The following is a 26648-nucleotide window of genomic DNA, read 5'->3' as shown; positions in this document are numbered from 1 at the left end:
TCGGTGCCAACCCGATTTTGGGGCAGGCAAGGAGCAGGACAAAGTCTGATCCGCCCTTCTCACGAACGGTGGCGTTATGCTCGACATTCTCTTTATCGGCCTCAGTCTCGGCTCAATCCTTCTTCTGGTGGCACTCGGTCTTGCCATCACCTACGGCGCCATGGGCGTCATCAACATGGCCCACGGCGAAATGGTCATGATCGGTGCCTACGTCGCCGTCCTCTCGGGCATCTGGCTGAAAACAGGCCTTCTGTTCGCAATTCCCTTAGCTTTTGTCGTGACCGCCCTGCTCGGCCTGGTGATCGAGCGGGTGGTGGTGCGCAGGCTTTACGGCCGCCTGCTCGACACGCTTCTTGCCACCTGGGGCATTGCCATCCTTTTGCAGCAGGCCGTAAGGCTCGAATTCGGCCTCAGCTTTTTCGGCATTCATATCGAGGGCCTGGGAGCCGGACTGCAAAACGTCGCCGTGCCTTCGTATCTGCAGGGCACCTTCAGGTTCGCCGGCGCCGACATCAACGCGTATCGCACCTTCATCATCGCGGTGACGGCCACGTTGACGCTGGCGACATGGTTCATTCTCTACCGGACGACAGCGGGCATGCAGGTGCGCGCCATCATCCGTAATCCAAAAATGGCTGCCGCTTGCGGCATCGATGTGAAACGCATCAATGCCCTGACTTTCGCCTTCGGTTCCGGCCTTGCGGGCGTCGCCGGCGTAATGATGTCCGGCTTCAAGACCGTTTTCCCCGACATGGGCACGACGATGGTCGTTGACGGTTTCATGGTCGTGGTGACCGGCGGGGTCGGCAGCCTTTTCGGCACGGCTCTGTCGTCAGGGCTTCTGGGCGAAATCAATGCGCTGGTGGCGATTGGAACGAACGACATTCTGGCGCGCGCCGTCGTCTTCGGGGTCGTCATCCTCGTCATTCTCGTCAAGCCCAGCGGGCTATTCTCGTTCAAGGGGCGCTAACATGAGCATCGAACGAAAATTCCAGATCGCCGCCTATGTGCTTTTCATCGCGGTGATTTTTGCAGCGCCGGTTTTCGGTGACGAATTCTGGCTGAACCGCATTTCGAAATATCTGGTCTACGGCATGCTCGGCGTCGCCATTGCGCTCACATGGGGATATGCCGGCATTCTCAATCTCGGCCAAGGGCTGTTTTTTGGCCTGGGCGCCTACATGCTCGCCATGTCGCTGAAACTGTCGAGCCTGACCAGTCTGCAACAGGGCTCCGACAGGCCGGTTCCGGATTTCATGCTGTGGAATGCCGAGCCCGGCGCGCCGACGGAACTTTGCTGTATCAACAAGGGCTCCTTCCTCTGGCTTCCGTTTCAGAGCCAGTCCGTGGGTCTCGTGCTTGGCATCGTGCTTCCCGTCGTGATTGCCGGGGCACTCGGCATGCTGGTTTTCCGCAAGCGCATTTCCGGTGTCTTCGTCTCGATCATCACCCTGGCGCTTGTTCTGCTTGTGCGTCTCGTCATGGTCGATGCGCAACCGGTGACGAACGGCTTCAACGGCCTGACCGATCTTGGCTGGCTGACGATCGGCGGCATCGAATTCGACCCCTACAGCCGGGCAACCTATTATCTGTGCGCCGCTTGCCTGTCCCTGACGCTCATCGGCGCGCGTCTCATTGTGGAGACCCGTGCAGGTATGATCCTGCAGGCGATCCGCGACGATCAGCTTCGCGCCCGCTATCTTGGCTTCGACGTCTCGCTTTACCAGGTATTCTTCTTTGTCATTTCTGCCGGCATCGCCGGCGTCGCCGGCATGCTCTATGTGGTCGTCGCGGAGTTCGCCTCGCCGACCTTCATGGACCTGTCTTTCTCGGTGACGATGGTCGTCTGGGCTGCCGTTGGCGGCCGCTCCTCCCTGCTCGGCGCCTGCATCGGCGCGATCCTGATCAACATGATCGAGGCCGAGGTCAGCGAGACCGAAGCGCTGGTCGAGGCCTGGAAAGCGATCATCGGCCTCATCTTCGTCCTTGTCGTCCTGTTCATGCCGCGGGGCCTTGGCGGCGTCGCGCACGATGTGCTGCGGCAGTTTATCCGCCGTGTCAAACCAGGCCCGGCATCCTCATCGTTACAGCAACAAAGCGAGGCATTGTAATATGAGTGCAATCGCATTGACCATCGACGGTCTCAGCGTCGATTTTGGCGGATTCAGAGCCGTCAACAATGTCAGCATTACCGTTCGCGATGGCGAGTTGCGTGTGTTGCTCGGCGCAAATGGCGCCGGAAAGACAACTTTGATGGACCTGGTCAGCGGCAAGACCCGCAGCACAAAAGGCAGGGTCTTCGTCTACGACACAGACATCACCAACTGGCCGGAACACAAGATCGCCCGCGCCGGGATCGGTCGAAAATTCCAGATCCCCAGCGTTTTTCGCGATCTCACCGTGCGGCAGAATCTGGAGGTCGCCAATTGCCGCAATCCATCGGTGTTTGCCAATCTCCGGTTTGGATTTTCGCGCGCCGAAGCCAAACGCGTCGATGAGGTACTCGCCCTCACCGGCCTCGAAGCGGAGGAGAATGTGACTGCGGCTTATCTCAGTCATGGCCAGACGCAATGGCTGGAACTGGGCATGCTCATCGTCCAGGATCCCAAGGTTGTTCTGCTCGACGAGCCGACGGCGGGCATGACCCAGGCCGAAACCCGCAAGACGGCCCAGATCATCAAAAATCTCAAAGGCCGCCACACCATCCTCGTCGTCGAGCACGACATGGGGTTCGTCCGTGAAATCGCCGAACGCATCACCGTTCTGCATCTGGGAGAGATTCTCGCCGAAGGAAGCGTCGAGGATATCGAGAGCAATCCGAAGGTCCGCGAGGCCTATCTCGGTTCGAAAGGAATATCCTGATGCTGACATTGAAAAACGTACACAGCTATTACGGCCGCAGCCATATTCTGCACGGCGTCACGCTTGATATCCCGGCGGGAAAGGTAACCAGCATTCTTGGCCGCAACGGTACCGGCAAGACGACCCTGTTGAAAACCCTGATGGCGCTGACCGACCGTATGACGGGCGAGATGTATCTGCAGGGGAAAGACATAGGCTCATCTTCGACGCATATGAGGGCACGGGCCGGGATCGCCTACGTCCCCCAGGGCCGGGAGATCATTCCCGATTTCACCATCCGCGAGAACATCCTGATGGGCGCCTTTGCGCGCACCGATCGCAAACGCGAAATTCCGGCACTGGTGCCGGAGCTTTTTCCATACCTGATGGCCAACCTCGATCGGCCGGGCGGTGTGCTTTCGGGCGGCCAGCAACAGCAGCTCGCCATCGCCCGCGCACTGGCCGCGGATCCGAAGGTACTGCTTCTCGATGAACCCAATGAAGGCATCCAGCCCTCGATCGTCGAGGAGATTGAAAAGATCATCATCCGGCTCAATCGCGAGATCGGCATGACGATCATCCTCGTCGAGCAGAACGTTGCATTTGCGCGGCATGCCTCTCACCACTTCGCCATGCTGGAGAAGGGAGGTGTGGTCGCGGCCGGCGCCATCGACGCGCTCTCCGACGCGCTGGTTCATAGGCATATGGCTGTTTGAAAAGACGCATCCTTTCATAAGACAATGGGAACAATCATGACACCGACACAGAGCTACACCGCCGCCGCTATCCAGTTCGAACCGACCATGTTCGAAAAGGCGCGCAATATCAGCCGGCTGAGCGCCCTTTGCGAGGAAGCGGCGCAGGCCGGCGCCCGCCTGATCGTCACCCCCGAAATGGGGACGACAGGCTATTGCTGGTTCGACAGGGCCGAGGTGAAGCCCTTCGTCGAGGCGATCCCCGGACCGACCACCGATGTTTTCCAGGCGATTGCCCGCAAACACCGCTGCTATATCGTCGTGGGCATGCCGGAAGTCGATCCGTCGAGCGATCTCTATTACAATACGGCAGTTCTGATCGGTCCGGATGGCATCGTTGGTCGGCACCGCAAGTCGCATCCCTATATCGCCGAGCCAAAATGGGCCGCAAATGGCGACATCGTGCACGAGGTCTTCGAAACGGAGATCGGACGTATTTCAATGCTGGTGTGCATGGATCTGCACTTCTTCGAGACGGCGCGGCTGGAGGCTCTGGCCGGTGCCGACATCATATGCCACATCTCCAACTGGCTGCAGGAGCGCGCGCCCGCTCCCTACTGGATCAACCGCGCCTTCGAAAATGCCTGCTATGTCATCGAAAGTAATCGGTGGGGTCTGGAAAGAACCGTGCAGTTTTCCGGGGGAAGTTGCCTGATCGAGCCCGACGGAACGGTTGCCGCATCCATCGACACAGGCGACGGAATTGCCTATGGCAAGGTCGATCTTGCCCGTGCCCGTCGCCGCGAGGTCTTAAGCGAACCGGTCTTCAAGACGCGCCGGCCCGAGCTCTACATGAACATGATGACCAACAGTTTCACCTGGAACCCTGGCGATTATTTCCGCCTCTATGGCTATCAGCCAATCCCGCGCGGACGCAGATCGCGTGCAGCCGTTGCCCAGTTCGCGCCAACCTCGGTCATTGCAGACAATATTGCCCACATAACAAGGCTCGCAAACGAGGCTAAGGCGACAACGGCGCCGGACATTCTGGTGTTCCCGGAACTTTCGCTGACCGGACTTGAGGCCCCGCAAACGCGGGCGGAGCCGCTGTCTGGTCCCACCGTATCCGCCTTCGTTCGTCTGGCCATGAAGCTCGGCTTTTATCTCGTCGCCGGATTTGCCGAAGCGGACGAAGACAGGATCTATAACAGCGTGGTGCTTGCAGGGCCCGAGGGGCTGGTGGGCAGCTATCGCAAGACGCATCTGGGCGTCGCCGACAGTTGGGCAACGGCCGGCGACGAATGGAAAATCTACGACCTTGCCATTGGCCGGGTGGGCCTGGCGATTGGCCACGACGCGCTTTATCCGGAAGCCATCCGTTCGCTTTCACTCATGGGATGCGATCTTGTTGCCTGCTCTTCGGCGATCGCCGGCACCTTCACCGGCAGCCATGGCGGTACGAAAATCCCGCACAACTATCCGATCCCAAAGGGCGCCGATCCCTACCACTGGCATGCGCTTCGCGTTCGCGGCGGCGAAAACAACGTCTATTTCGCCTTCGCCAATGTGCTGGACCAGGAAAAGGGTTATTTGGGCAAGAGTGCGGTATTCGGGCCGGATTCCTTTGCTTTTCCACGTCAGGAATCGGCGATCCTGGATGAGGAGGGGATTGCCGCTGCGGCTGTCGATACCACCAATCTCGACACGCCATATCCGACGAACATCGTCCGGCGAAAAGACCTTGTCGTCATGCGTCAGCCGCATCACTATCAGCCTCTCGTCAAATGGCATCAGTAAAAGTCGGCACAATGTTGACATTCACGTTCACGCCCGTCCCGCAGATAATTGCGGGACGGGCTGCAGCGCAAGGCTTTCAAAGCTCAAGTCCAAGCTCGGAGCGCGTGTCCTGGTGATTTCCGACGGTGGGGTCGTCAAGGCGGGACTTGATCAGCCGCCCCTCGCCAGCCTCGCTCAGACTGGCGCTGGAACATCAATTTTCACTGGCGTCATCGCCGATCCGCCGGAAACCGGCAAGTGGCTGCAGCGCAGTCCCTCGTTCCGCTCGAAACCCAGAAGTTGCGCCAATGACGTTCCCAGATTGACCAACAGGGCAAAGATGCGGTTGCAGCAATTAGTATAACTCAAAAAACCTACGGAGACCGTTGGCCTCCGTAAGCCATTTTGTCAGTTGTCGCCCGTGCACAATGCCGGTCAGGCTCCGTATGGCACCCAAATGTTCTTCACCTGGATCGCCCTGCGCAGATAATCACGACCCTGCGCTTCGGTGCGATTTAGCCAATCGGGCTGACGGCCATTATTGACCCAGGTGGCCTTCAGGTTGCCTGCAGAAGCACGCTCGACCATCGTGCTTCCCTCGGTCGAGCCGAAATACCAGACAGCCGCAACGTCATCATGCTCGGCGAGTGTCTTTGCAAGCAGATCGCTTTCGCCGGTCACAATGTTGATGACCCCGCCGGGCATATCCGACGTGTCCAGCACCTGGTAGAAATCACCGGCAATCAATGGATGGCGAGACGACGGGACCACCACAACGCGATTGCCCATGGCGATTGCAGGTAGAACCAGCGACACCAACGACAGGAGGGGTGCCTCATCGGGGCAAACGATCCCGACGATGCCCCAAGGCTCGTTCATGGCAAGCGTGACGTGACGTGACTTGGTGGAGTGCACGGCGCCATCGAACTTGTCTGCCTGGGCGGCATAATAGGAAATACGGCGCAGAGATGCGTCGACTTCGTCCTTTGCCTTCTTTTCGCTGACACCGGTGCTATCGATGATGCGGGCGACAAATTCGTCACGCCGTGCATCAAGGTTCTCTGCAAGATAATAGAGCACTTGAGCACGGTTATGGGCGGTTGCTGAACTCCAGCTGCCTGCCTTGGACGCTGCTTCCACAGCATTGCGGATGTCCTTGCGGCTGCCTATTCCGGCCATGCCAATCACGGTGTTGCCCTTGCCGGTCACCGAATAACTGTAGCCACCGTCGGGGCGGGCTTGTTTGCCGCCGATGTAGTTCTTCATGGTTCGATCAAGGCCATCGATCGCCATCTTGCTGTCAGCGTTCGGCAATGCAGATGGCGTGAAGGCTTCAGCGGGCTTTGTGACCGGCAGGCTCTTTTCCCAGTCTGCCGCCAGATATTCGTAAAGCCCCTCGCGCGCACCTTCGCGACCGAAGCCACTTTCGCGGTAGCCGCCAAAACCTGCACCGGCATCGAGCATGTTGGTGCAGTTGATCCAGACTACACCTGCCTTGACGCGGGCGGCCAGATCAAGCGCGACATTGATGTTTTCCGACCAGATGGAGGCGGCAAGGCCGTAACGGGTATTGTTGGCCAGCGAAACGGCTTCATCCGGCGTGCGGAAGGTGGTCGCCGCAGCGATCGGGCCAAAGATTTCCACCTGACAAACCGTCGATGCCTGATCGACTTCGGTGAAGAAGCCGGGAGCGACGAAATTGCCGGTGGCCGGCAACGGGTTGGAACTCTGCCAAAGTTCACCGCCCTCTTCCACGCCCTTGCGTACCAGATCCGTGATGCGTTTCACCTGCGTGGCCGAAACAATCGCGCCGACATCGGTCGACTTGTCGAGCGGATCGCCGACCCGCAGGGTTTCCAACCGCTTTTTCAGCCGTGCATAAAATTTATCGGCAATACCTTCCTGCACCAGCAGGCGGGAACCGGCGCAGCAGACTTCGCCCTGATTGAACCAGATCGCGTCAACAACACCTTCAACCGCCGCATCGAGATCTGCATCCTCGAAAACGATGAATGGTGACTTGCCGCCCAGTTCCAGCGACAGCTTTTTGCCCGAACCGGCAATCTGCTCGCGAATAACGCGACCGACCTTGGTCGAGCCGGTGAAGGCAACCTTGTCGACGCCGTCATGGCCGCAGATTGCAGCGCCTGTCGAGCCATCGCCCTGCACGATGTTGACGACACCGGCGGGAAGGCCGACCTCGTGGCAGATTTCCGCAAAGGCGACAGCGGTCAGCGGTGTGAGGTCTGCAGGCTTAAGTACCACGGTATTGCCGGCAGCAAGCGCCGGCGCAATCTTCCAGGCCAACATCAGCAGAGGGAAATTCCACGGGATCACCTGACCGCAAACACCGACCGGCGAGAAACCACGGAACTCGTCTTCCACCATTTCGGCCCATCCGGCGTGATGGTAAAAATGGCGGGCGACGAGTGGGATGTCGATATCGCGGGTTTCGCGAACCGGCTTACCGTTGTCCATCGTTTCCAGAACGGACAGGAAGCGCTCGCGCTTCTGTACATGTCGGGCAATGGCATAGAGGTAACGAGCGCGCTCGTGACCCGACAGCTTCGACCATTTTGCGAAGGCCGTGCGGGCGGCCTTGACCGCCTGATCGACGTCTTCCTCATTGCCGCGAATGATTTCCGCCAGCTTATCCCCGTTCGCGGGGTTTGACACGGAAATGGTCTCGCGGCCCTCCGGAGAAACGAACCGGCCGTTGATATAATGTCCAAACGAGCGTCCATGCGCGTCGAGCCACTGTTTCACATCACCATTGGCTTCGGGGGAAGGTCCATACTCCATGGTTTCCAAAATGTCCTTGATGGGTCGCATTTTTTCAGTCCTTATGCGGCAGCGTGATGGTGAGCGCTGGAATAGCGACCGGTTACGAAATGTTCGAGCTGGCGCTCGATATCGCCAAGCATCGAGCTGGCGCCGATGCGGAACAGGTCCGGTTCCAACCAGCGATTGCCCAGCTCCTCCTTCATCAGCGTCAGCCATGACAACGCGTCCTTCGCTGTCTTCAAGCCGCCTGCAGGCTTGAAGCCGACCATCTGGCCAGTCAGTTCGCCGTAGTCGCGCAGCGCACGCACCATGGTCAGACTGACCGGCAGAGTGGCGTTGACTTCTTCTTTGCCGGTCGAGGTTTTGATGAAGTCCGACCCCGCCTGCATCGCCACCATCGAGGCGCGATAGACATTGGTCAGCGTATTGAGATCACCCGTCGCCAGGATAGCCTTCATATGGGCGTCGCCACAGGCTTCACGCATCGCGGCGATCTCATCATAAAGTGCTGGCCAGTTCTGCGTCAGAACGAACTCGCGAGTAATGACGATATCGATTTCCTTAGCGCCCTGCTCGACGGCATAGCGGATTTCTGCCAGCCGCTGCGGTAGCGGAGTGAGGCCGGACGGAAAGCCCGTCGCCACCGATGCGACCGGAATAGTTGTGCCTTCCAGCGCCTTGACGGCATGAGACACCATGGTCGGATAGACGCAGACGGCACCGGTTGTGATACCGGCGTCAGCAAGACCGAGTGCCTCAAGAATGTCGTCCCTGACCGGACGTCGCGCTTTCGCACACAGGCGGCGCACACGACCGGGCGTGTCGTCGCCGGACAGCGTTGTCAGATCGATGCAGGTAATCGCCTTGATCTGCCAGGCAACCTGATATTCCTTCTTGACCGAGCGCCGGGTGGTGATTGTTGCTGCCCGCCGTTCAGAGGCACTGCGATTGACCGATACATCTTCAAACCATTCCGGTTTGAGAGCCGTGCCGTTGTTTCTGGGGAATGCTTCGCTCATTTTCTGTCCATTCTTCTGGTCAGGCTGCGGCATGGTCATGTTCGCGGCAGAATGCCTCGAACTCTTCGATGCTGGCGTAGGCCTTCTGTGTTCCGGGACGGGTGATGGAATGCGCCGCATAGAGAGATGCCTTCTTCAGTGAGGACACGACCTCTCCCGTTTCGGCATAAAAGCGGGCAAAGGAGCCAATAAAGGCGTCGCCAGCGCCGGTGGTGTCTTTCGGCGTTACCTTGACGGGCTCGATATTGACGATCTCATCTGACGTAATCATGCGCGCGCCACGTCCGCCCAGCGTCACGATGACGGTACGGATACCGCGTGCGATCATGGAACGGGCGGCAGTGATGATTGCTTCGTCGGTCTCGGTCGGCAAGCCGGACAGTAATGCCAGCTCGCTCTCGTTCGGAACGAGGAACGTTACCTGGCGAATACGCTCCGGATCGAGATTGGCAGCGGCGGGCGCAGGATTGAGGATCGTCTCGATACCGTTTTGGGCCGCAAGTTCGATGGTGTGATAGACTGTCTCAACCGGCACTTCCATCTGCATGAGGATCAGGCCGCACTGTTTCAGATCGGCGGCCGCCTTGTCGACCTCTGCCGGCAGAAGATCGGCATTGGCGCCCTTGACGATGAGGATCGAATTCTCGCCCGACTGCTCGACGAAAATCGGCGCGACGCCACTGGACTTGCCGGCAACCTTCACCACGTGACGCGTATCCACGCCGAAGCTCTCGAGATTGCGAATGGTATTGTCGCCGAAGACATCGTCACCGACCCGGGTGACCATCATGACGTCAGCGCCAAGACGCGCCGCAGCCACCGCCTGATTGGCGCCCTTGCCGCCGCAACCCATTTCGAAGGCGGGAGCCTCAAGCGTCTCGCCCGGTCCGGGCATACGGTTCACATAGGTGATAAGGTCGACCATGTTGGAGCCTACGACCCCGATTTTCTTGCTCATGCCGAAATTCCCTGGATATCCTGTTTCAAAGGGCGCTGATCCTGGCGCCGAACTGATCGGCGGCAGCGCAATCGAGATAGCCGAGCCGTACCGGAAACGCCCTGCGTTCGCCCGGTGCCAGGCTCTGCACGTTGTTCTTGGCCTTCTCCGCCAGATAGCCCTCCGGCTCGCAGGTCGACGGCAGGGCAAATGCGGCAACTTGCGAATCCCCATTGACCAGGATCCAGCGCACCGTCTTCGGGAAGGCGGCAAGCGGATAGGAGATGGCAAAGCCATCGCCCTCACGCCGCTGCATCATCAGATGCGTAAGCCCCTCGCCGTCCGTCGGCAGGCCGTTAATGTAAAACACCTGTTCGGGGTCGTAACGTTGCGGCTCGTTAAGCACTTCCATGGCTGAAGGCTGCTTTGCCAGCGTCTCCAGCAGGGAAAGATAATCGGGGTTTGGCGTCACATGGCCGGGCACGGCCGTGCGCACCTTCACCTGCTCCGGCGTATACGGCACGGGCTGAACGATGCGTGCACCCTCGGCATAAGCAAAGTTCACATGGCACATATACATGAGGTCCATGGGCGCTGATGACAGGTTCTGGATATCCATGACCATGTCAAAAAGCGTGTCTTCAGCGTGCAAAGTCACGCTGGGGCGGGCGAGATAATTGGCGCCGAAGCCCATGACATATTCAACTTCGCCTGTTACCCGAACATAGGCGCCGCGCGCGTCGTGGGCGACGACAAAACCGGCCTTGTCCATGGCGGCACAGGGCATTTCACCGTGCAGGGGGTGATTGTCCTGCGGCGACGGGCAACCATTGCGCAGCATGCCACTGTGGAATGCAAAACACCCATAGGTCTCGACGATTGAACCTGCCGGTCGTGGTATGGCAAAGCGGCTTCCCATGGTCAGGTCGACGCCGTTGAACGCCACGCTCCAGATCATCTGCCCCATGAAAGGCAATATGACGATCCGGCCGAGGCGGTTGTCCAATTGCAGTGCCTCAATGCCGGTGGCATAGCGGAAGGCGGTGACCTTCAGCCCATCGGTTGCGGCCAGAAGATGCGGGACGTCTGTAAAGTCCTGCCTGCGGAGATGAAATTCCGTCGCCTGCATGAGATCACCTGCCGGGGTTGCGCCACGCATTGATGGCGATGACGAGAATGAGGAATGCCCCCCAGATGAAGTCGATAAGGTGGTTGGAGAACCGCATCATCTGGAAGCCGGAGGAAAGCAGCATGAGGGCGATCAGTGCGATGGCGATGCCAAGAACCCGCCCCTTTCCGCCTGCGGGATTGGTGCCGCCGAGTACCGCGATCAGCACCGCCTGCAACAGATAGGACGCACCGTAGTCGGATTTCGCTGCATTGGTTCGGCCGGACAGAATGATCCCCGCCAGTGACGCCAGAACGCCGGTCAGCATGTAGGAATACAGCATCATGCGATCTTTGCGGATGCCGGCAAACACTGCGGCCCGCGGATTGGTCCCGATCAGCATCAGGTTGATGCCAAGCGTCGAGCGCGTCAGCAGGATAGCCACGATGATGCACACGGCGACGAACAGCAGGAACGGAGTCGCGATGCCGAAGATTTTACCGTTACCGATCCAGTTCCATGCATCGGGAAAACCGACGATCGCCGGCCCGCCGGTCATCACCAGTGCCAGTCCCATCAAGACCTGGCCTGTGCCAAGCGTCGCAAGGATTGGCGTAATCCGCAGTTTCGCGACCAGCAGGCCGTTGACCAAACCGGCCAGCAAGCCGACTGCCATGGCGAGCAGGATGCCAAGACCGGTGTATAACACCATGCCCGACGTAGAGGATTGCCCTGCCTGAACCATGGTGGAATGGAAATAGACGCCTGCGATGATACCCGCCAGATTGGCAATCCCCACCACGGAAAGATCGATGCCGCCGGTCAGCATGGCGATCATCATGGCGATGGAGAGGATCCCCAGTTCGGGCATGATATAGCTGATGGACTCGAAGTTGTAATAATTCAGGAACTTGCCGGGGTTCATCCAGGTCATCAGCGCGAAGACGATGACGGTGATCACAAGGAGCTGAAGGATGTTGTTGTCGTTGCCGAGAAGCCGGCGCATATCGAACGAATTTTTCATGATGCGCTCTCCCGTTACGCTATGCTTTTGCGATCGCGCCATGCGGTGATGGCGGTGGCGACGATGATGATCAGGCCGACAACGACGCGCTGCCAGGTGGTGTCCACCTTCATGATGATCAGTGAGTTTTTGACCATCACCAGCATGAACACGCCCATCAACGTGCCGAGAACCGTGCCGCGTCCGCCAAAGATCGATGCCCCGCCCAGAACCACGGCCGCTATCACGTCGAGTTCGAGACCGACAAAGTCACGCGGGTTGGCAAGCCAGATCATCGATGAGTGCAGCAGCCCTGAGAAACCTGCCAGCGCACCGGCAACGCAATAGACAAAGAAGATCGTCGCGCCCGTATTGAAGCCAACGCGCTTGGCCGCTTCGGGCGAGCCGCCATAGGCATAAACACTGCGCCCGATCATGGTGTAGGTGAGGACGAGGTGGATAACCAATGCCAGACCCATATAGACCACAAACATCGCGGTCAGGCCGAAAGTCGATCCCGTGGCCGACGTCAGCGAGATGACGTCGGTTTTGCCGAACCCGATCAGTTCCTTTGGCATCTTGTTGATGTTGACGATGCTGGTGCCGACGAGGCCTAGAACCAGACCACGCACGATCGATCCGGTTCCAAGCGTCACGATCAGCGGGATCATCCTAAAACGGTGGATAATGAAACCGTTGAACGCACCAAGAGCCAGCCCAATCAGCGTTGCCGCAACGAAGGGAACGAGCACGCCGTCATAACCCAGATAGACCATGGCGCGCACAGTCAGATACATCGCTGCAATGGCAAAGGCCGTGAACGAAACATCGATACCGCCGGAAATCATCACCAGCAGGACGCCGAGCGCCATAATGCCGATCACGACATTGGAACGCAGCAGCCCGAAAATGTTGTCCAGCGACCAGAATGCGGGGTTGATAGTACCAATAATGACCATGGCCGCCAGCAAGACGCCCGCGATAATAAATTCTGTGCTTCTGAAGAATTTCATGTTTTGCGGCCCCTCAATTCAGCGTCTTGAGCCGGTCATTAACGGCGTCTTCGGTCATGCCTTCTCCGGACAATTCATCAACGAAACGGCCGCGGTGCATAACCACCACGCGATTGCAGTTCTGCACCAGTTCCGGGACATCGTCGGAAATCATCAGCACGGACAGGCCTTCCTTTTCGGCCAGTTTGCGGATGATGTTATGAATCTGTGCTTTGGAACCAACATCGACACCGACGGTCGGGCCGTTCAGGATCAGCACTTTGGCGCCCGTCAGCAGCCAGCGGGCCAGAACCACGCGCTGTGCGTTGCCGCCGGACAGATGGTTGACCGGCGTGTGCGGTCCCGGCGCCACGATCTGCATGGCCGAGAACATATCGCGGGTCGTTTCGTCGGCCTTTTTACGATTGATGAAAAGACCGCGGACAAATTTCTCAATCGACGTGACAATGATATTGCGCTCGATCGATTGTGTCAGGAACAGGCCCTCGGTCAGGCGGTCCTCCGGCACATAGGCGACACCGCAGGCAATACCTTCCTGAACGGTCCTCGGGTGAACCTCGCGGCCTGCAAGGCGCACTGAACCTGTAAAGTCAGGGCGCATGCCAAACAGCGCCAGTGCAAGTTCGGTGCGACCCGAACCGATCAAGCCCGAAATACCGACGATTTCGCCCGACCTCAGCGTCAGGTCGGCATTTTCCACCGAACCCGGAACCGAGAGATTGCGCACTTCCAGCACCGGCATGTCGGCGCCCTCCCGAGGAGCCCACTGGTAGCTGTGAGCGGTCAGTTCCTGCCCCGTCATCGCGCGTGTGATTGCCGGCTCGTCGAATTCGGCAATCGGTCCTTCGGCAACCTTCTTGCCGTTGCGGAAAACGGTCAGGCGCTCGCTGATTTCGAGCATCTCGCGCATCTTGTGGCTGACAAAGAGAACGGCAATGCCCTGCGCCTGAATATCGCGCACGATCTTGAACAGGGCATCGACCTCGTGGCGCGTTAGCGCGGTCGTCGGCTCATCCATGATGATCAGGCGCGCATCGGCCATGAGAGCGCGGGCGATCGCCACGATCTGCTTGCCCGACGTGGGCAGGCTTTCGACATCCGCATCAAGATCGATGCTCACGCCGAGGCGGTCCAACGCCTTTTGAGCCAGCTGACGAACCTGTCGCCAGTCGACCGTCTTGCGGCCTTCCATCAAGAATGTATTGATCGCCAGGTTTTCGGCGACCGTCAGGTTACCGAACAGCGAAAAATCCTGATAGATCACCTGAATACCGTGGTGAACGGATTTTACCGGATCGAGTTTGCCAACAGGCTTCCCGTCGATCAGAATCTCGCCGTCCTCGGGCGTGTAAACCCCGGACATGATTTTGATGACGGTGGATTTACCGGAACCGTTTTCACCGGCAAGGCAATGGATTTCTCCCGGGCGAATGCTCAGCGACACGTCGTCGAGCGCCTTCACGCCGCCAAACCGCTTGCCGATATGGCGCAGCTCGATCAGATTTTCAGTCATAATGGCCTCGTGCAAGGCTGGAAAACACGGGGTGTAAGGAGAGAGGGTTGCCCCTCCCTCCGTGGTTCGGATCAGAAGTCGTACTTGTCCATGTTTTCTTTGGTCACGCCGACCCAACCTGCGCCATAGAGCAGATGTGGCTTGGAGGCGTCAGGAACCAGCAGGCTTTCGTAACCGGGCAGGCCCATATTCAGGCCGGCCTTGATCTGCTCGTTCTTCTTCTCGAGAACCGCGACAGCCAGCATGTTCATGGCATAACCGGCAACGGCCGGATCCCAGAACTGAATGTACTGGATGTTATCGTTCTTGATGTATTCGCCGGCAACGGAAACCAGGCCCGTGCCCGAGAAGAAGACCTTGCCCGACAGACTGCCTTCGGCGATCAGGCGACCCGCGCCTGCCGATGTCGGCATCGGCGCGCCGAGAATACCGGTGATATCAGGATAGGCGGTCATCGCTTCCTTGAGTTTGGTATAGTCGGTATTGGCGTCGTCATAGGTTTCCAGCCGCTCGGTCGCCTGCGACATTTCCGGGAAGTTGGCCTTCTGGTACTCGACGGCGCCATCTATCCATTCCATCTGCGACTTGGACGTCAGACTGCCAACGGTGGCGACATATTTGCCCTTGCCGCCCATGGATTTGCCGAGCTCCTTCATCAGGTTCGCGCCATAGGCCTTGTTGTCGAAGGCTTCGATGTCGAAATCGACGTTCTGGATATTGGAAGCCTCATGGCTGATGACGACAATGCCGCGATCGCGGGCTTTCTTGAGCACCGGTTCCACCGCTTCCACCGAGAACGGCACGATGGCGATGGCGTCAACGCCCTGCGCGATGAGATTTTCAACAATCTGTACCTGGGCGGCGGCATCGGCCTGACTTGGGCCAACCATCCAGACATCGTTTCCGGTATCGCCCTTGAACTGCTCGACGCCATCGCGCATGCGGTCAAACCACGCGATGCCATCCACCTTCACGACGGTCGCAATGGTGTATTTCTTGCCACTCGCCGCGGTGATCAATTCCTTATTGACCTTCGATGTATCGACGGCGCTCTGCGCAAAGACAGCCGACGCCGAAAGCGTGGCAGCAAGCGCGATGGTTGCGAAAATCTTGTTCACGGATAACTCCTCCCTTTGAAACTGCACTGTGCCGGACCTATTCCAGTCGCAGCACCCGACAATGGTCGATCCCTAACGCCGGTATCCGCTCCTCACGCGTCCGACGCCTCCTCATTCTCCCGGAAAAGGCTTCCCACGCCCCGGTAGATGGACCACGATGTGACCCAGAAACCTGTTGTCTTCCTCTCCCGATAATGCGAACTATTATGATACAATCCGATCATTATGTTTCGATCGTTTCATGTTTGTTGTTCTTCTGTCAAGCGTAGAGAGGGGCGATTGCAAGGAAACTAACACCGAAATATGAAGCGCAGGGACAAACCGAAAGCGGAGATAAGGTGAGCAGAATAAGTGCACACAATGCCAGGTTGGACGCACTGGCCGGGCTGGTTCAGGAAACGGGTGTCCTGAGGCTGCGGGACGCAGCGTCCCGGCTTGGCGTATCCGAAATTACCATTCGCCGCGACATTGCCGCCGACGGTCAGCGGCTTAGCTGTCTTGGCGGCTACATCATTCCGGTTCAGGATGGCGCCATCAGCAGCGACTATGTGCTCGAGCAGGAGAAGGACAGCCATGCAACTGCCAAGGCGCGCGCCTGCACGCAGGCGGCAGCTCTAATCGAACCATATGACACTGTATTCATCGATTGCGGAACGACGATGCCGCATCTGGCGCGGCAAATTCCGGCAAACGCCCATGTCACGGTCATCTGCTATTCCCTCAATGTTGCAGAGGAGCTGGCGAGCAGAACCGATGTCCGCCTGATCATGCTCGGGGGGGTCTATCATCCGGAAGCGGCTTCGTTTTCGGGTGATGAGGGTATCGAGGTGCTGAAGCGCATCAATATCAACAAGGCATTTTTGTCTGCCGGTGGCGTGGACGAACAGCATGGCGTCACCTGCTCACATTTTCATGAAGTGCCGATCAAGCAGATGGTTATGCAACGCTCGGTTCAAAAGCATCTGGTGGTGGACAGCAGCAAATTCAGAAAGGTGCGAGCCGCGCGCTACGCTGCCATAGGCGACTTCAACTCAGTTATTGCAGATCAGCCTTCACCCTGGGCTTGAGACAAACCGACAACGAGGGCTCCCAAATAAGCCTCGGGAGAGAGAGCTCAGCGATATCTTTCGCCCCACCAGGGCGAACATCACCGCAGTCCGGCCAGAAAGCCGGCAGAAACGCCCCTGCTGCTACACCATTCCTGCGTATCCTGATGGAAGATTTCAGCAATACGAAGGGAGAGGAAAGATCGGCTGATGTTCATCAGACGTGTCTTCCATGCCTCGTAGCGAGTTGGCCGAGTGAACGAGTGCCATCAATTAGCTGTTTGACTTGAACGCGCTCAAACACCATCTGTGCGACATGCCGAAGCATGAAAAACATCACATCGAACTGATCAGAACATGGACCCTGCCGGCTACCGTGACAATGGGGTCGGCCGTTCGCGCCAAAGGCGTCCTTCAAGAAATACAGGCAAGGCTGCCCGCTCATGCAAAAAAGTTGATCTCGCTCGAAGGAGTCGACCTCACCCTGGCGATGACGGCCAGTGAAAAGACCGCCTTCAATGCAGCAGCGACCATCGTCACAAAAGTGGTGACGGAGGCCGCTGCACTGCCGGTAATCCCGCGCGAAATCGAGGACATCCTGACTATCAAGACGAGCGAGCGGCATCGTTGGCTTGCCGACGGTCGCCTGCCGAGCGCGGGGACGCGAACGGTCAGACTGAATGGCCGCGCCCGTCAGATCACGTTCCATGTCTTTGACCCCAAGGTGGTCGAAGACCTTCTCGACCGTGGCGTTGTGGACGAATGGCGGGTGGAGGATGCAGAGGCGAAAGCCGAAAAGAGGCGGCGCGCGGCATATCAGGCGAAGCTGACGCGGTCGCTCAAGAAGAAGGTTGCGAAGCGGCCAACGACGTCTTCCGATGATCCGGCCTCGAAGCTCGGCGGCTGGGAGGAGTTCGACGTGGACGGACTGCTTCGTTAAGCACTTATGCCAGCACTCTTGGTATCACGCGCGATCACAGCACTTGGCCTGACATTTCATCGGCAGGGTCAATGTTCCAGCGGCGATCTTTGCCGTGAAAGAACATTCGTCGGCAGGTTCAACGCCGGAGCATTTTAAGTTCATCGGTTTAGAAACAGGAATGTTGGGTTATACGCCGGCCCACGCTGTAAACTATGCCGCTCTGCGGATCGGCATTGAAAACCACGTATCGTCGCTGCGGGCAGACCAGATCAAAGGAGGTTTTATGGCACTCAAGGATATCGGTCTTGCGTTGGACGTTGTCTTTGGCCACGACTGTGCGGTTTCGATCAAGGCTTTGGTTGCATCGGAAGCCGTTTCGCGTCGCCATCGCTCTTGCGGCTTCCAGGCTGACACCTACCGCATCCAGCTTGCTCACGTCGCGATCATGCACAAAATCAGGTACCTTGGTTAGTCCGCATCCGCTGATGCTCAAGCACGCAGCCACTATCACTGAAAAACGGAACATTTTCTCTCACTTTTTGTGCTTGCCTGATGGCGTGCTCCGATACGCATTGGCACAAGCCTCAAAGCAGCGGCTCGGCCAACATTCTTGGCCGTTCTTCCACAATTACCGCAATCGACACAAGGCGGTCGGAAGCGTTGTCACGGCCTCACCGCAAACTGGAAGCCCGAAAGCTGACAATTATTTCCGGTAGACCGTTAGTACCCCATGCGGCTGATCACTGCAGGTGTTGCGCGCGCTCAAAGGAGCGGCCAAGAACGCGCCTGCCAGATATCCTAACAAACGGCAAGCAGCACTTTCTCCACCACGCTGAACGGGGGACATAGTGGTCGTAGAACTTCATTCATGTTTGAAGTCCTCCCAACTGTGCTCGCAAGGCTGCGTTTTCGGTTTCTAATTGCAGCAGTTTTTCACGAAGGGGAGCGACTGCCTGCTCGACCTGCTGTTGGGTGTAGCGCGGAGTAATATGCTGGGGACAGTTCCAGTCGTACGCTTCAAGCCGAAGCCTGAAAATCCCCTCCGCGCGGCCTTTATATGTGGAGTCGGATACCAGATCGTTGAGCGTCGGGTCGGCATCAAGTGTCAGCCGATCTACATGAACATAGATTTTAAGCCTCGCCCTTCGCGCGTAATCCATCAGAAAAAGACAGGCCCGGTCGTTGGCAGCCAGATTGCCGGTGCTGATGTACTGTCGGTTGCCGCGATAATCGGCAAAGGCCAGAGTTCGTTGATCAACGACTTTGAGAAAACCGGCTTTGCCTCCACGATGTTGAACGTAGGGCCAGCCCGTTTCAGAGACTGATGCCATATAGAAGCTGTCACGTGCGGCGATGAAAGCGATCTCGTCTTCTGTGAGGGTATCGGAGGGACGGCTATCATTACCCAACCAGATCTGGTCCACGCCCATGGCAGACTGAGCGGCTCTGACGCTTGGCGTCACGGCGACTTCAAGGAAATGATATGGCATGTCTCAATCCCCTGTTAACGCAGGCTCGCACCGCTGTCTCCCGGTGTGAGCCTAAGTTGTCTTATAGCAAGCCCGATTTTTTTGCGCTGCTATACCCTTCAGACCTGGCGTATACGTTAGTCCTGCAAGCCCTAGCCTGCAACTTGCCAACGCATCTCGCCGCGATCAGCGACGATCCGACCAAGGCCCGGGAGAGACGATCAACATAAAGCTCGGCATCGGGGTAGTTGTTTCTTACCACCAGGGACCAGTCCTCCCATCTGGTTCTGGATCGTTCATGGCTAAAGCACCCGGTCTCCAGGCCAGGCTGGGAAACCTTCACGCCATCTCAGGCTGCGCGGATCCCATTAGCGGCGCGGAAGACTTCGAATGCGGGTGGGAAGCGTTAAGTCGCCGAGCCACAATGTCATGGTTGAGCCACAGAACTGGACCGGAGGGTTCGGAAGATTCACCGAAGATTAGCTGCCCTGTTGCCGTCACAACGAGACTGCTCAACAGATCGCTGATCATCACCTTGCTATCCCGATGCATCTGGGTGATTTCGTTGGACGTGCCGATGGTGAGATCAGCCTGCGCCTGGCTGTTTGCCATGGGCCATGCCGAAAAGTCATAGAACGGACGCATGACATCGCTGGCCTGCATGGCGGCGATCTTGCCGAAGACGTCTTCCATCGTTAGGCCATCTACCAGCAGCTGCTGGCAGGCCTGCCACTGGTCATCTGCCCATTGGCCGCCGTTTTCTTTCTTCAAGGCAAGCAGCAGCGGTATCAGGGGCAGCTCGATACCGGTGAACACGTCGGACGAATTGGTCCGGATTTCGGGGCAATTATAAACTGTTGCCTTGATCCCTTTAGCCCAGGCTTCCTCTGCAATGCCTTCGAGCCGCATCTTCGCGTAACCCTGGGTGTAGTTGGTGTAGGTCTGCCAACGATAACTTCCGTCGATGAGGACCGCCGATCCGTGATAACCATAGGCCGTATATCGCACTTGACCGCCTGAAGCTTCAACGCGCTCGCGGATCGCCGCACTGAAATCGATGAGATGGCGAAAGGTGTTTGCGGAGACGTCGTCAAAATTCTGCAGGATGAGTTTTCCCATGTCACTGTCGAGCAGGGTCTGCGAGGACATGTGGCGGGTTCCGGTTCCCTTGTAGATCCGATTAGCGATAACCAGGAACACCTTCGCCTTCGGGATGCCGCCTGCCATTGTGTGGGCGAAGAAAACATTGCGGCCATCGGCGATCATACCGTCGAGAACGGTCATGACTTTCGAAAGCGATTCCGTAAAACGCGCATTGGCAATGTCGCGGCATTGCCTGACATAGTCCCAGTCGAGCTTGTCGTGCTCCCAGCTCTCAAGCGTCATTTTTGCCAGGAGATCGGTGGGAGTCGGCCCGTCTGCGGGCGCATCGCGATCGAAACCCGCCATAAGAGGTATGTTGATGATCCTGCCGCCCAGCTGGGCCTCCGCCGAAGACAGTTCATCGGCGTCGAGCGGCCGCAGCGTGTTGTTCTCGTCACGCCGCCCGACGGTGATCCCCACAATCTCCATTCCAGCCCGTCTCGCTTCGTCGAGCAAGCCGGTGGCGTATCCGCGGCCGAACAGTTCGCCGAAGAGTACGAAAACGTCGCCTTTACGGAAGACCGTGTTTTCAGAAAGGCGATTCAATGCAACCGGATTTTCCATGCTGTCAACTCTTTAAAGTTTGTCATCGAACACTGGCTCGTGCAAGTTTTGCAAAGACATGACCGCATTGGCACGGAATGGGAACTCATTTTCGGTGACCGTTCATTTCAAAACGTGAAGTCGGTCTCTGTTCGCCCTACAATACAGGGGACGCCGAGGCTGGAGGATCGGCGCGCCGATACCAAAAAAGAGCTCGCTGGAAACATCGCGCCTCTCCAGTGGCGCACCACGCCGAATCTTGTCGCGTCGAAGACTGTTCAGACTGCCTTCTCGCAAGTTTGCAAGAAGACCGGTATCGACAAAATATGCACCAACGACCAGGCTTACGACAAAGATAGGCATCCTCGTTATCAATTGTCGCCAGTCGAACGCTCTCGGATCAGCTCGATGAAGGCACGCAGTTTGGCTGGCATGTGTCGCCGTTGCGAGAAATAAAGGCTAAGTCCCGGATATTCGGGAGACCAGTCTTCCAAAACAGGAATGAGATCGCCTGAGGCAATATGGGGCGCAAGTGCATGTTCACCCAGATAGGCGAGCCCAAATCCGGCAAGAGCGGCCTCCAGAATAAGGTCAGACCCATCAAATGTCAGATGGCCGCTGACATCGATCAAGTGTGTTTCCCCGTACTTCTCAAACTCCCAGCGATAGAGTCTCCCGCTTGTCATGCGCATCTGGATACAGACGTGCCGGGCGAGATCGGCTGGGACGACAAGCTTTGAACGGCCGTCGAAGTAGCGCGGCGAGCCGACGACGAAAGACCGCATTTTCGGAATGATCGGTACGGCCACCATGTCGGGCGAGATAGCCTCGGCGAGACGAATGCCCGCATCGAAACCTTTGCCGATCACATCCACGAGCGCATTTTCGGTCACTATCTCGATGTCGACATCCGGGTATCGACGGCTGTACTCGAGGATGAGCGGCTGCAGCAGAATGCGCGCCGCGCCCGGCGCCATATTCAGCCGGAGTCTCCCGGAGGGCCGATCTGAATGTTCACCGACATTTTCGATCGCCTTCTCGAGCGTCTGCAGGGCAGGTGCGATTTCAGATAGGAATTGCTCACCGGCTGCAGACAAGGACACGCTACGCGTGGTGCGGTTGAAAAGCCTGACGGCAAGGCGCTCCTCAAGTGCGGCGATCGCATGGCTCAAAGCCGATGACGACATACCGAGTTCGCGCGCGGCAGCCCGGAATCCACCGTGACGCGCGACGCCGGCAACCGCTTCAAGCTCGATCAGGCTTGCCCTCATTGCGCAATCCAGTTCATCAGGCTGTCCGATTTTGTCCTACTACACGCAACACTTACCGCATGCCATTTTTGCTGTGAAGCCATCACAGGAGAAGAAACATGCACATCATCGATCGGATCTATATCAACGGGGCGTTTGTCACGCCGCACGGCGATCAATGGGCGCCGCTTTTCAATCCGGCAACCGAGGACCAGATCGGCAGCGTGCGGCTCGCAGATGAGCGGGACGCCGACCGCGCAGTTGCTGCCGCCAAACGCGCTTTCCCAGCCTTTTCGAATACGACCGGAAAAGAGCGGATCGACATGCTGAACCGGCTGCATGCCGCGGTGTCCGCCCGAACCGACGATCTGGCGTCCGCCATGCGTGAAGAATACGGTGCGCCATCGGGCTTCATCGGCTTTTCAGCGTCACGCGCAGGTAGCGTCTTTCTCGACATGGCAAGAACGCTGAAGGACTACGAGTTCCAACGCCGCATGGGCAGCGCCGATGTCGAGATGCGACCGTCGGGTGTTGCCGTGGCGATCACGCCCTGGAACAGCAATTACAGTTTTATCTGCGGCAAGCTCTCCGCCGCCATTGCAGCCGGAGCAACGATGGTGATCAAACCTTCGGAGATGAGCGCCCTGCAGACGCAGGTGATCACTGAATGTCTGCACGCGGCCGGTCTTCCCGATGGCATTTTCAATATCGTCACCGGGTATGGAGGCGTCGTTGGTGCGGCACTGACGGCTCACCGCGACGTGTCCAAGATCACCTTCACCGGTTCCACTGCCACAGGTCGCGGCATTGTTCAGGCGGCCGCGGCCACTATGAAGCGCGTCACAATGGAACTTGGCGGCAAAAGCCCCAGCATCATTCTGGACGATGCCGATCTTGAGGTCGCCATCCCGCAGGTGCTGGTGGCAGGGTTCCGCAACAGCGGTCAGGCCTGCATTGCCGGAACCCGCATTCTTGCTCCAGAAAGCAGGTTCGGTGAAATCGAGGAACGGCTAAGCCACACCATCAAAGACTTCAGGTCGGGAGAACCGGCCGACGAACAGGTTCAGGTTGGTCCGATGGTCAGCCAGAAGCAGTGGGATCGCGTGCAAAGCTATATTCGCCTGGGACAGGAGGAAGGCGCCAGACTGCTGGCAGGCGGCGAAGGTCGTCCGGAAGGGCTGCAGCGCGGCTGGTTCGTCAAGCCCACCATCTTTACCGGCGTCCGCAACGACATGCGCATCGCGCGCGAGGAGATATTCGGCCCCGTGCTATCGCTGATCTCCTACCGCGACGAGGAAGACGCCATCACGATCGCGAACGACACCGATTACGGCCTGCAGGCGCACGTCTTTTCTTCCGACGTCGCGCGGGCAAAACGCGTCGCAAACCAGATCGAGGCAGGCCGCGTGTTCATCAACGATGCGCCGCATGACCCAATGGTACCATTCGGCGGATTCAAGCAATCCGGCTTCGGGCGGGAATTCGGCGTCTTTGGGCTCGAGGCCTTTCTCGAACCCCGTGCCGTACTGTCGTGACATTTAAAGGCCACGCAACTTTTTAGCTGCGTGGCCTGATGCCACATATCGTCGAGCGAACCCTGTTGGGCGGCCATTGTTGCACCTGGCGTAATGATGAAGTGTGAAGCGCGATCGTTCTCATCACCACGTAATAATAGCAATCTGCAGGCGCGGATCGGGAATTGACCCGAACGATACTCGCAGGAGCGCACAATGAAACTCTATCATCATCCTTTGTCGGGCCACTCGCATCGGGCCCGTCTGTTCCTTTCACTGATCAACCTGCCGCATGAGCTGGTTGAGGTGGACCTCATGTCCGGCGCGCACAAGACGCCCGATTTCCTCAAGATGAACCCGTTTGGCCAGGTTCCGGTTCTCGACGACGACGGCGAATACGTATCGGATTCTAACGCGATCCTGGTCTACCTTGCCAAGAAAGCCGGACGCACGGACTGGCTGCCCGATGACCTGAAGAGCGCCGCAGCGGTCCAACGCTGGCTGTCGGTAGCTGCCGGCGAGATCGCTTATGGTCCGGCGGCGGCCCGCCTGGTCACCGTCTTTGGTGCCAAGTTCAATCCGGACGAAGTCATTGGTCGCGCCCATGCGGTCCTTGGAAAACTCGAAACTCAGCTTTCCGACCGAGAATGGCTGGTTGGCGAACGCCCGACGATCGCTGACGTCGCAATCTACAGCTACGTGGCCCGCGCCCCTGAAGGCAACGTGGATCTCTCCACTTATCCTGCGGTCAACAGGCTGCTTCGTCGTATCGAAGCGCTTCCGGGCTTCGTGGACTTTATCGGGACTCCGGTTGGCCTTGCCGCCTGATCCGCATTCGGGTGCGCGCCGAAGCGTGCCCGATCCCTTCTTAGGAGAGCTGACATGACCGACACTTTGACAAAACTGCCGACATGGCACGAAGGCGAGAAGTTCATCCAGGAAAAAGTCGGTGTCGCCGAGCGTATGGAGGTCGTCGGCCAGCGGGTCGTTCGCGATTTCATGCCGGATCAGCATCGGGACTTCTATGCCCAGCTCCCGTTCATCGTCCTTGGCAGTGTGGATGGCCACGATGACGCATGGGCCACTTTTGTCGAGGGCCGACCCGGCTTCATGTCCTCTCCTACGCCGACCACGCTCGATATCCGCTCTACCTTGGAGCCAAGCGACCCCGCCAGCGAAGGAATGGCGGACGGCAAACCGATCGGCCTGCTCGGCATCGAGATGCACACGCGTCGCCGCAATCGCATGAACGGCTTTGTCTCCACCGCAGCGAACGGTTATCGGATCGATGTGGATCAGAGCTTCGGCAACTGCCCGCGCTACATACAATTGCGGGATTTCCAATTCGAGAGGGCACCCGGCCAACCAAGCCAGAACCAGCGTGAAGACCTGTCCGAGCTTGACGACCTTGCTCGCTCCACGATCAAGACTGCGGACGCGTTCTTCGTTGCCTCCTATGTCGACCGCGAAGACAGGCGCCAGGTTGACGTTTCGCATCGCGGCGGGAATGCCGGCTTCGTCCGCGTTGGCGATGATGACGTTCTCACAATTCCCGATTTCGACGGAAACCTTTTCTTCTCGACACTGGGGAATATTCTGCTGAACAAGAAAGCAGGTCTGCTCTTCGTAGACTTCGCGACGGGCGATGTGCTGCAGATGACAGGCGAAGCCGACGTCATCCTGGAATCACCCGAGATTGCGGCCTTCCAGGGCGCGGAACGGCTCTGGACGTTCAGGCCAACCCGGATCGTCCGGAGACCGAATGCACTCGCACTCCGCTGGGCATTCCAGAAGGATGGATGGTCGCCGAATTCTCTGATGACCGGGAACTGGGCGCAGGCAGCAGACCGGATGCGTGCCACCGGACTTTCAGACACATGGCGGTCGATGACGGTCACCAGGATCGTCGAGGAAAGCACGACGATCCGCTCGATCCATCTCCAGCCAAGCGACGGCGCGGGGTTGCTGCCGCATGCTGCCGGGCAGCACCTCCCGATCCGGCTGGTGCTGCCGGGAAGCGAGCGGCCTGTTGTCAGGACCTACACCCTGTCTGTCGCACCGTCCGATGGCATCTACCGCATCAGTGTCAAACGCGATGGGCTCGTGTCGCAGTTTCTGCACGACAGCATCTCCGTTGGCGACGTGATTGAGGCGCGGCCCCCCGCAGGGGAGTTCGGTGTTGACGCCCGTGCCACGCGCCCTGCAGTGCTCCTTGCCGGTGGTGTCGGCATCACGCCGCTGCTCGCCATGCTCCGTCATGTCGTCTACGAGGGAATTCGCAAACAGCGAATCCGGCCGATCACGTTGTTCCACGCTGCCCGCACGAAAGCCGAGCGACCTTTCGACAAGGAGATTGCCGAACTCGTGGCTGCGGCCAAGGGCGTGGTCCGGTTAGTGCGAGTTCTCAGCGACATCGGCGATGCCACAGAGGGCTCCGACTACGATACTGCCGGCCGTATCGACATGGCTATGCTCACCAAGCATCTGCCGTTCAACGACTACGACTTCTATCTGTGTGGTCCGCCGCAGTTTACGCAGGCGCTCTATGACGGTTTGCGCGGCTACAACATCGCAGACGATCGTATCCACGCGGAAGCGTTCGGACCCTCGTCGCTGGTTCGGTCTGTAGAGGCCAAAGATGCCAGGGCCGCCCCTTTGCGTGCGCTGCCATCCGACAAGCCGGTGCCTGTCATATTCACGAACTCGCTGAAGGAGGCCCGCTGGGCACCCGGCTCCGGAACGCTGCTGGAACTTGCAGAAGCACGCGGTCTTCAGCCCGAGTTCAGTTGCCGCGAAGGCAATTGCGGTACGTGCAAAACAAAACTCGTCAAAGGCGCTGTGACGTACCTGAAGGAGCCGACAGCGAAGGTTGACGATGACGAGATCCTCCTTTGCTGTGCCATTCCAGCGAGCCAGGAAGGCGGCATCCAGATCGCCGTCTAAACCAACATTAC

The 26648-nt window shown here is 58.3% G+C and carries 22 protein-coding genes; 11 read left to right on the top strand and 11 right to left on the bottom strand.

Annotated elements, in window-relative coordinates; genetic code table 11:
- Positions 1 to 76: 76 nt before the first annotated feature.
- Genes urtB through J5276_RS27690 form a run of 5 tightly spaced genes read left to right on the top strand, consistent with a single transcriptional unit; the run spans position 77 to position 5333 of the window.
- Positions 77 to 970: an urea ABC transporter permease subunit UrtB gene (gene urtB, locus J5276_RS27710; RefSeq protein ID WP_013637552.1), complete on the top strand. Its 894-nt coding sequence runs from the start codon at positions 77 to 79 to the stop codon at positions 968 to 970.
- Between the two features lies 1 nt (position 971).
- The gene (gene urtC, locus J5276_RS27705) at positions 972 to 2111 is read left to right on the top strand and encodes an urea ABC transporter permease subunit UrtC (RefSeq protein WP_013637551.1); all 1140 of its coding nucleotides are present in this window, start codon (positions 972 to 974) and stop codon (positions 2109 to 2111) included.
- A gap of 1 nt (position 2112) precedes the next feature.
- Positions 2113 to 2862 (top strand): urea ABC transporter ATP-binding protein UrtD, encoded by a 750-nt coding sequence (gene urtD, locus J5276_RS27700; protein ID WP_209159974.1) that lies wholly within the window; start codon positions 2113 to 2115, stop codon positions 2860 to 2862.
- Positions 2862 to 3557, top strand: a complete 696-nt coding sequence (urtE, locus tag J5276_RS27695; RefSeq protein WP_035200801.1) for an urea ABC transporter ATP-binding subunit UrtE — start codon at positions 2862 to 2864, stop codon at positions 3555 to 3557. The genes urtD and urtE overlap by 1 nt, the downstream gene beginning before the upstream one ends.
- 24 nt (positions 3558 to 3581) lie before the next feature.
- Positions 3582 to 5333, top strand: a complete 1752-nt coding sequence (locus J5276_RS27690; protein ID WP_051376972.1) for a nitrilase-related carbon-nitrogen hydrolase — start codon at positions 3582 to 3584, stop codon at positions 5331 to 5333.
- Between the two features lie 414 nt (positions 5334 to 5747).
- Here the strand turns inward: J5276_RS27690 and J5276_RS27685 are convergent, their stop codons facing one another.
- From J5276_RS27685 to J5276_RS27650, 8 genes are all read right to left on the bottom strand, one after another.
- A complete protein-coding gene (locus J5276_RS27685) occupies positions 5748 to 8144 on the bottom strand; it encodes an aldehyde dehydrogenase family protein (RefSeq protein WP_035200802.1) in 2397 nt (798 codons plus the stop codon).
- Between the two features lie 11 nt (positions 8145 to 8155).
- Complete coding sequence (gene deoC / locus J5276_RS27680; protein WP_035201438.1) at positions 8156 to 9115, bottom strand: deoxyribose-phosphate aldolase; 960 nt, start codon at positions 9113 to 9115, stop codon at positions 8156 to 8158.
- A gap of 19 nt (positions 9116 to 9134) precedes the next feature.
- Positions 9135 to 10073 (bottom strand): ribokinase, encoded by a 939-nt coding sequence (rbsK, locus tag J5276_RS27675; RefSeq protein WP_035200804.1) that lies wholly within the window; start codon positions 10071 to 10073, stop codon positions 9135 to 9137.
- Between the two features lie 25 nt (positions 10074 to 10098).
- Positions 10099 to 11181 carry an aldose 1-epimerase family protein gene (locus tag J5276_RS27670; RefSeq protein ID WP_013637543.1) on the bottom strand — a complete coding sequence of 361 codons (1083 nt, stop codon included), beginning with the start codon at positions 11179 to 11181 and terminating at the stop codon, positions 10099 to 10101.
- A 4-nt stretch (positions 11182 to 11185) separates the two neighbouring features.
- Positions 11186 to 12184, bottom strand: coding sequence for an ABC transporter permease (locus tag J5276_RS27665; RefSeq protein WP_013637542.1), 999 nt, complete (start codon positions 12182 to 12184; stop codon positions 11186 to 11188).
- A 14-nt stretch (positions 12185 to 12198) separates the two neighbouring features.
- Positions 12199 to 13176 carry an ABC transporter permease gene (locus tag J5276_RS27660; RefSeq protein WP_003517007.1) on the bottom strand — a complete coding sequence of 326 codons (978 nt, stop codon included), beginning with the start codon at positions 13174 to 13176 and terminating at the stop codon, positions 12199 to 12201.
- A 13-nt stretch (positions 13177 to 13189) separates the two neighbouring features.
- Positions 13190 to 14689 (bottom strand): sugar ABC transporter ATP-binding protein, encoded by a 1500-nt coding sequence (locus J5276_RS27655; protein WP_065662796.1) that lies wholly within the window; start codon positions 14687 to 14689, stop codon positions 13190 to 13192.
- A gap of 71 nt (positions 14690 to 14760) precedes the next feature.
- Positions 14761 to 15807: an autoinducer 2 ABC transporter substrate-binding protein gene (locus J5276_RS27650; protein ID WP_209159973.1), complete on the bottom strand. Its 1047-nt coding sequence runs from the start codon at positions 15805 to 15807 to the stop codon at positions 14761 to 14763.
- A 338-nt stretch (positions 15808 to 16145) separates the two neighbouring features.
- On the opposite strand from J5276_RS27650, the gene J5276_RS27645 reads away from it, so the two are divergent.
- The 3 genes from J5276_RS27645 (at position 16146) to J5276_RS27635 (ending at position 18247) form a co-directional block, all read left to right on the top strand.
- Complete coding sequence (locus J5276_RS27645) at positions 16146 to 16874, top strand: DeoR/GlpR family DNA-binding transcription regulator (RefSeq protein WP_013637539.1); 729 nt, start codon at positions 16146 to 16148, stop codon at positions 16872 to 16874.
- Between the two features lie 295 nt (positions 16875 to 17169).
- Complete coding sequence (locus tag J5276_RS27640) at positions 17170 to 17793, top strand: hypothetical protein (RefSeq protein WP_035200805.1); 624 nt, start codon at positions 17170 to 17172, stop codon at positions 17791 to 17793.
- Between the two features lie 94 nt (positions 17794 to 17887).
- On the top strand, positions 17888 to 18247 hold the full coding sequence (locus tag J5276_RS27635) for a hypothetical protein (protein WP_013637537.1): 360 nt from the start codon (positions 17888 to 17890) through the stop codon (positions 18245 to 18247).
- Between the two features lie 394 nt (positions 18248 to 18641).
- On the opposite strand, the gene J5276_RS27630 is transcribed toward J5276_RS27635, so the two are convergent.
- The 3 genes from J5276_RS27630 to J5276_RS27620 all read right to left on the bottom strand — a co-directional run bounded on the left by J5276_RS27630 (position 18642) and on the right by J5276_RS27620 (position 22201).
- Positions 18642 to 19265 (bottom strand): pyridoxamine 5'-phosphate oxidase family protein, encoded by a 624-nt coding sequence (locus tag J5276_RS27630; protein WP_025591660.1) that lies wholly within the window; start codon positions 19263 to 19265, stop codon positions 18642 to 18644.
- A gap of 318 nt (positions 19266 to 19583) precedes the next feature.
- A complete protein-coding gene (locus tag J5276_RS27625; RefSeq protein WP_060641980.1) occupies positions 19584 to 20951 on the bottom strand; it encodes a hypothetical protein in 1368 nt (455 codons plus the stop codon).
- A 350-nt stretch (positions 20952 to 21301) separates the two neighbouring features.
- Positions 21302 to 22201, bottom strand: coding sequence for a LysR family transcriptional regulator (locus J5276_RS27620; RefSeq protein ID WP_013637534.1), 900 nt, complete (start codon positions 22199 to 22201; stop codon positions 21302 to 21304).
- A gap of 98 nt (positions 22202 to 22299) precedes the next feature.
- Between J5276_RS27620 and J5276_RS27615 the strand changes: the two genes are divergently transcribed.
- The 3 genes from J5276_RS27615 to J5276_RS27605 all read left to right on the top strand — a co-directional run bounded on the left by J5276_RS27615 (position 22300) and on the right by J5276_RS27605 (position 26637).
- Complete coding sequence (locus tag J5276_RS27615; protein ID WP_209159972.1) at positions 22300 to 23715, top strand: aldehyde dehydrogenase family protein; 1416 nt, start codon at positions 22300 to 22302, stop codon at positions 23713 to 23715.
- Between the two features lie 195 nt (positions 23716 to 23910).
- Complete coding sequence (locus J5276_RS27610; RefSeq protein ID WP_003517029.1) at positions 23911 to 24522, top strand: glutathione S-transferase family protein; 612 nt, start codon at positions 23911 to 23913, stop codon at positions 24520 to 24522.
- A 54-nt stretch (positions 24523 to 24576) separates the two neighbouring features.
- Positions 24577 to 26637, top strand: coding sequence for a pyridoxamine 5'-phosphate oxidase family protein (locus J5276_RS27605; protein ID WP_065687676.1), 2061 nt, complete (start codon positions 24577 to 24579; stop codon positions 26635 to 26637).
- Positions 26638 to 26648: the final 11 nt, after the last annotated feature.

The sequence above is a fragment of the Agrobacterium sp. S7/73 genome (genome assembly GCF_019355535.1).
Lineage (GTDB): Bacteria > Pseudomonadota > Alphaproteobacteria > Rhizobiales > Rhizobiaceae > Agrobacterium > Agrobacterium tumefaciens.
This window is presented reverse-complemented; position numbering and strand designations above follow the sequence as displayed.

Excerpts from the sequence above, each read along its gene's own strand:
- urtB (WP_013637552.1), top strand. The coding sequence starts at position 77 with ATGCTCGACATTCTCTTTATCGGCCTCAGTCTCGGCTCAATCCTTCTT.
- urtC (WP_013637551.1), top strand. The coding sequence starts at position 972 with ATGAGCATCGAACGAAAATTCCAGATCGCCGCCTATGTGCTTTTCATC.
- urtD (WP_209159974.1), top strand. The coding sequence starts at position 2,113 with ATGAGTGCAATCGCATTGACCATCGACGGTCTCAGCGTCGATTTTGGC.
- urtE (WP_035200801.1), top strand. The coding sequence starts at position 2,862 with ATGCTGACATTGAAAAACGTACACAGCTATTACGGCCGCAGCCATATT.
- J5276_RS27690 (WP_051376972.1), top strand. The coding sequence starts at position 3,582 with ATGGGAACAATCATGACACCGACACAGAGCTACACCGCCGCCGCTATC.
- J5276_RS27685 (WP_035200802.1), bottom strand. The coding sequence starts at position 8,144 with ATGCGACCCATCAAGGACATTTTGGAAACCATGGAGTATGGACCTTCC.
- deoC (WP_035201438.1), bottom strand. The coding sequence starts at position 9,115 with ATGAGCGAAGCATTCCCCAGAAACAACGGCACGGCTCTCAAACCGGAA.
- rbsK (WP_035200804.1), bottom strand. The coding sequence starts at position 10,073 with ATGAGCAAGAAAATCGGGGTCGTAGGCTCCAACATGGTCGACCTTATC.
- J5276_RS27670 (WP_013637543.1), bottom strand. The coding sequence starts at position 11,181 with ATGCAGGCGACGGAATTTCATCTCCGCAGGCAGGACTTTACAGACGTC.
- J5276_RS27665 (WP_013637542.1), bottom strand. The coding sequence starts at position 12,184 with ATGAAAAATTCGTTCGATATGCGCCGGCTTCTCGGCAACGACAACAAC.
- J5276_RS27660 (WP_003517007.1), bottom strand. The coding sequence starts at position 13,176 with ATGAAATTCTTCAGAAGCACAGAATTTATTATCGCGGGCGTCTTGCTG.
- J5276_RS27655 (WP_065662796.1), bottom strand. The coding sequence starts at position 14,689 with ATGACTGAAAATCTGATCGAGCTGCGCCATATCGGCAAGCGGTTTGGC.
- J5276_RS27640 (WP_035200805.1), top strand. The coding sequence starts at position 17,170 with ATGCCGAAGCATGAAAAACATCACATCGAACTGATCAGAACATGGACC.
- J5276_RS27630 (WP_025591660.1), bottom strand. The coding sequence starts at position 19,265 with ATGCCATATCATTTCCTTGAAGTCGCCGTGACGCCAAGCGTCAGAGCC.
- J5276_RS27625 (WP_060641980.1), bottom strand. The coding sequence starts at position 20,951 with ATGGAAAATCCGGTTGCATTGAATCGCCTTTCTGAAAACACGGTCTTC.
- J5276_RS27620 (WP_013637534.1), bottom strand. The coding sequence starts at position 22,201 with ATGAGGGCAAGCCTGATCGAGCTTGAAGCGGTTGCCGGCGTCGCGCGT.
- J5276_RS27615 (WP_209159972.1), top strand. The coding sequence starts at position 22,300 with ATGCACATCATCGATCGGATCTATATCAACGGGGCGTTTGTCACGCCG.
- J5276_RS27610 (WP_003517029.1), top strand. The coding sequence starts at position 23,911 with ATGAAACTCTATCATCATCCTTTGTCGGGCCACTCGCATCGGGCCCGT.
- J5276_RS27605 (WP_065687676.1), top strand. The coding sequence starts at position 24,577 with ATGACCGACACTTTGACAAAACTGCCGACATGGCACGAAGGCGAGAAG.